The following is a 5,133-nucleotide window of genomic DNA, read 5'->3' on the forward strand; positions in this document are numbered from 1 at the left end:
CCCCGTGACACCCGCACCCCGAGCCCCTCGCGCCCCGGGTCCCCCGCCGCCCGGCGGCCGTATTGACAGAGAGTTGGTCCAGACCGCAACGTGATCCGCGGCACGTTGGCACCCACCCCCGGAAAGGGGCCTGAAGGCGATGAGCCCTACGCGCGAGAACAAGCTCGCCGACCAGTACTTCGACGCGGCCATCGGCCTCCTGGAGCGGGTGCGCGACGAGGAGGCGGCGAACATCGCGGCCGCGGGCGGTGTGATCGCCGACGCGGTCGAGGCGGGCGGCCGGCTCTTCGCGTTCGGCGCGGGCCACTCGTCGCTGGCCGCGCAGGACATCGTCTACCGCGCCGGCGGGCTCGCCCTGATGAACCTGCTCGCCGTCCCGGGCGTGGTCGGCGTGGACGTCATGCCGGCGACGCTGGGCTCGGCGCTCGAGCGGGTCGACGGGCTCGCGGGCGCCGTCCTGGACTCGTCCCCCGCACGGCCCGGGGACGTCCTGGTGATCATCTCCCTGTCGGGCCGCAACGCCCTGCCGGTCGAGATGGCCATGAACGCACAGGCGCTCGGTCTGCGCGTGATCGGTGTGACCTCGGTGGCGTACGCCGCGGAGACCCGCTCCCGTCATGTCTCCGGCACGTATCTCAAGGACCACTGCGACGTCGTTCTCGACAGCAAGATCGCGATCGGTGACGCGGAGCTGACCCTGGACGGCATCGAGGCACCGTTCGCCCCGGCGTCCACGGTCGTCACCAGCGCGCTGCTCCAGGCCACCCTCGCCACGGCGGCGGGCGAACTCGTCTCCCGCGGCATCGAGCCGCCGCTCCTGCGCTCGGGCAACGTCGACGGCGGCCACGAGTGGAACGGCCGCATCCTGACCGAGTACGGGGACCGCATCTTCTACCGGCACTGACGACCGTCCGGGTGTCCTACCGGCCCCAGCGACCAACCGTCCGGGTCTTCTACCGGCCCCAGCGACCATCCGGATCTCACACGGGCCCCAGCGACCGCCCGGGTGCCCTACGCCGCACCAGCGGCCGTTCAGCCGGACGGGCCCCCTACGAACCCCCCAGCACTCCCGCCAGATCCACCGCCGCCGCCACCCGCACCGCCACACTCTCCGCGTACGTGGCATCCGAGCGCTCGAACGGTGGGCGGCTGTCGCTGCGCAGGAACGTCACCACGCCCAGCGTCCGGCCCCGGCTGCGCAGCACCGCGCACAGCGCGTGCACCGTGGAGTCCGGCCACTGACGGGCCTTCGCCCAGCCACGCGCCGCGTCCGGCGCCGCGGCGCCCGCGGAGGCACGGACCGAGCCCGCACGCTGCACGCACTGCAGGGCCGGGTGACCGTCCGGGTAGCGGACCGGGAGACCGGCCATCGGGACCGGCAGCACCGGGCCCGGGGAGCCGACCGGGCTGGCGGCCGCGCGGACCAGCCGCGGCGGCTCGAGCGACGTGGTCAGATCGATCAGGGCGTGGTCCGCGAAGCCCGCGAGCGCGAAGTCGAGATGGGCCGTCGCCGCCTCCATCGGATCCTCGCACTCCCCCGCGGCGCGCCCGGCCCGGTGCAACTGATTGCTGCGGAAGCGCAGTTGGGCGGCCTCCTGCTCGACCACCTTCGCGTCCGTCACGTCCTGGAAGAGCCAGCCCACGCCCAGCGGCACGGGCTCCTCGGCCAGCGGCGACCCCAGACGCAGGAAGCCGCTGCGCCAGCAGCGCCGCTCCCCCGCGCCCTGTACGTCACCGCGCATCGACACCCACAGCTCGGCCGGCGCGGGCGGCGCGCCCTCGGCCAGGACGTGCGTGAGCGCGCTCTCCAACTCCTCGACGCCCTGCGCGAGAAGCTCCCCGAGCGGCCGCCCGAGCACCGCCGTACGCCCCACGCCGAACGCCCGCGCCGCATGCGCGTTGACCACGGCGGGCCGCAGATCCGCGTCGACCAGGACCACACCCCACGAGGCGTCGTCGAAGAGCGCCTCGCTCAACGCGATCGAACGCTCCAGATCGATCTGCGCGTGCACCTCGCTGAACGCGCAGTAAAGCCCCGCCGGTTTGCCGTCGGGACCGGGCACGGCCGCCGACTGCGTCCGTACGAGCACCCGCCCGCCGTCCTTCGTCACCAGCGCGAACTCGTGCACCTGCCGCCCGGGCGCGTGCATCGCCGCGAGCAGCCGCCCCTCGATCTCGTCCGCGTCCGCCGTACGCACCGCCCAGCCCGCGAACCCCCGCCGCCCCACGGCCTCTTCGGGGCTCCAGCCGAGAATCCGGGCCGCCTCACGGTTCCAGTGGGTGACGACGCCGTCCGCGTCGAACGCGCACAGCGCCGCGTCCATCCCGTCGAGCAGCGCGGCGAGCAGATCGGCCGAGCCCGGCCCGCCGGTACCGCTCGACTCCCCGGAACCGCCGCCCGGCGTACCGGAGTCGGCGCCCGAGCCTTCGCCTGGGTTCTCGGGGTCCGTGGGCTGCGCAGTTCCGCTGCGCCGCGAAGCACTCACCTGGCCACCCCCTGCAGGACGAGTCCACCTGTCGGACGGCACAGACCATCCGACACAGATCATTGAACTCGAACGTGACGCAGCCCACATCAAGTTCGCCGAAATCGTTGCGCCCCGGAAACGTCCCGGCCACACCTCCTCGGCCCCCATGCCAGTCTGGGCGCCATGCCCCTCGCCGTCCGCCCGGCCTCGGTTTTCGAGGATGTACGAGCCGTCATCGGCCCCAAGTCACCCACCGCGAACGTGTGTTTCTGCCTGAGCTACCGCATCGGCTCGAAGCTCAACAACGAACTCCGCGGCCCCGCCCGCGCCGAGTACGTCGCCGACCTCTGCCGCGCCGACCCGCCTCCTGGCGTCCTCGCCTACGACGCCGACGACGAACCGGTCGGCTGGGCCGCGGTGGCCCCCCGCGCGGACACCTCCTTCGCCCGCAACCGCAAGATCCCCCACATCGACGACCTCCCGGTCTGGTCCCTGTGGTGCATCCGCGTCCGCCCCGGCCACCGCAAGCAGGGCATCTCGCACGCCTTGATCCAGGGCGCGGTGGAGTTCGCGAGACAGCACGGGGCCCCGGCGATCGAGGCGTACCCCCTCGACAACGGCGACGCCCGCGTCGACCTCACGATGGCGTACGCGGGCCTCCGCAAGAACTTCGAACGCGCGGGCTTCACCCACGCCGCCGACACCACCTCGGTCCTGGCGGGCCACCCGAGGGTGCTGATGCGGCTTGACCTGCGGTGATGTGCCCACCCAAGCCGCGTAGGCAAACTTGCGGAAAAACCGGTTGAAGCGACGCCGGACCCTTCCTAGTGTGTGGGGCACACGAGAAGGGAGGTGGTTCGGCAGATGGCAAAGAACCGGACGCGTGAGGTGACTGCGGGCTAGCGGCCCGCCGCCACACACAGTGCGGTGCCGGACCAGCGCGGGAGCGAACCGCGCAGCCGGCCCAATCCCAGCAGTCACCCGACCCGCGGTCTCGCCGGTACGTCCGGCCGGCTCCCCCAGGGGATCCCGAGACCGTGGGTCGTCTGCGTTTCCGGGCGCCCGAGCGCCCTCAGCCCCTGCTCACCGCCGTGAGGATTTCCGGGAGGCGGGCCGCCGCGCGCGGGGCCGAGAGGTGGAGGCCGAGGTGGGTGATGGCCCAGCCGTAGAGGGCTCCGCCGGGGAGCAGGAGCCAGAGCAGGTGGTCGTTGCCCGAGGCGTGCAGCCAGATCGTCAGGGTCAGCAGCGGGGCGCAGAGCAGGGCCGAGGCGAGCATGCCGCCGAAGATGGAGATCCAGGCGAGGCCCGCCTGGCCGGGGGCCACGTTCTTGTAGCCCTCCTGCGGGATCGAGTAGGGGAAGCGGGCCGAGCACCAGGCGCCGGTGGCCAGCATCGAGCCGAGGAGTGCGAAGGACAGGCCGAGCGCTTCGGGCAGGGGGCGCCAGTCGCCGATGATCGCTGTGGTCACCAAGGTCACGAGCACGGCGTACGGGATGGTGATCAGCGCCAACGCGAGGGCTCTGGCCCGGAGTTCGGTGTAGGCGTCGCGGGTCGTGGAGATCGTCTGGGCGACCATCCAGAAGGCCGAGCTGTCCTGTCCGAACTGGTTGTACATCAGGATGCCGAGCATCCCCGCGGCGAAGCAGGCGAAGTAGACCGAGCCGGTGCCCTGGAGGGCGTTGAAGACGGGGACGATCAGGCCGATGGCGAGGGACGTGACCCAGGCGGCTTTGGTCTTGGGGTCGCGCCAGACGTAGCGCAGGGTGCGTTCCATGACGGTGCCGGTGCGGCCTTCGGGCAGGAAGCGGGTGAGGCCGTGGGTGCGTGCGCGGGTGCGGGTGGGCTCGGCCGCCTGGAGGGTGGAGCCGTCGGGTGAGGTCATGAGGCGGGTGAGGCTGCGTTGCCAGTACGTGAGCAGGGCGGCCAACAGGGCGATGCACAGGGCGAGTTGGGCGAGCCCTGTGGCGTACGAGCCCTGGGAGACGGAATCGACCGCGCCGAGTGCGGAGGCGGGCGGGATCCAGCGGATGATGTCGGCGGCCGGGTCGAGGCGGGAAAGGCCGCCGGAGCGGCCGAGGCTCTGGGCGCCGAAGTTGACGACCTGGATGCCGACGGCGATCACGAGGCCGCTGAGTACGGCGAGGTCGCGGCCCTTGCGGCTGGAGAGCAGCCGCAGGTTGGCGGAGGCGACGCTGCGGGCGAGCGCGACGCAGACGAGCAGGGTGAGCGCGATCGCGAGGATGCCGGTGAGCGCGGCGGCGGTGCCGTGCGCGACGGCGACGACCGAACCGGCGGCGAGGCAGAGCGTGAAGAGCGGTCCGATGCCGACGAGGGACGAGGCGAGCAGCGCGCGCACCAGCGGGCGCGGGCGCAGCGGCAGCATCACCAGGCGGGTGGCGTCGAGGGTTTCGTCGCCGCTCGGGAAGAAGAGCGGCATGAAGGTCCAGCCGAGCGCGAGGACCGCGGCGAGCAGGATCACGAGGGTGGCGGCGTGTTCGTTGCCGCGCAGGGCGATCAGGCCGATGAGCTGGAGCGCCGCGAAGAGCAGGGTGACGACGGCGGAGGCGATGTAGGCGGCGCGGCGTCCCGCGGACTGGCGCAGGCCGTTGCGGAGCAGGGCCAGCTTGAGGCTGACGAAGGTGGGGGTGAGGCTCGGGGTGCGGGC

The 5,133-nt window shown here is 72.6% G+C and carries 4 protein-coding genes; 2 read left to right on the top strand and 2 right to left on the bottom strand.

Annotated elements, in window-relative coordinates; all coding sequences use genetic code 11:
- Positions 1-139 precede the first annotated feature (139 nt).
- Positions 140-904, top strand: coding sequence for an SIS domain-containing protein (locus tag G6045_RS39130; RefSeq protein WP_165337011.1), 765 nt, complete (start codon positions 140-142; stop codon positions 902-904).
- 145 nt (positions 905-1,049) lie between these two features.
- Here G6045_RS39130 and G6045_RS39135 read toward each other — a convergent pair whose 3' ends face one another.
- Entirely contained in the window at positions 1,050-2,486 is a 1,437-nt protein-coding gene (locus G6045_RS39135) for a PAS domain-containing protein (RefSeq protein WP_328708076.1), read from the bottom strand.
- Between the two features lie 165 nt (positions 2,487-2,651).
- On the opposite strand from G6045_RS39135, the gene G6045_RS39140 reads away from it, so the two are divergent.
- Positions 2,652-3,227 carry a GNAT family N-acetyltransferase gene (locus tag G6045_RS39140; RefSeq protein WP_165337013.1) on the top strand — a complete coding sequence of 192 codons (576 nt, stop codon included), beginning with the start codon at positions 2,652-2,654 and terminating at the stop codon, positions 3,225-3,227.
- Positions 3,228-3,540: 313 nt separating this feature from the next.
- Here the strand turns inward: G6045_RS39140 and G6045_RS39145 are convergent.
- Positions 3,541-5,133: transporter (locus G6045_RS39145; RefSeq protein ID WP_235968591.1), on the bottom strand; the 1,593-nt coding region annotated here is incomplete at its 5' end.

This window comes from Streptomyces mesophilus, from assembly GCF_011044995.1.
Taxonomy (GTDB): domain Bacteria; phylum Actinomycetota; class Actinomycetes; order Streptomycetales; family Streptomycetaceae; genus Streptomyces; species Streptomyces mesophilus.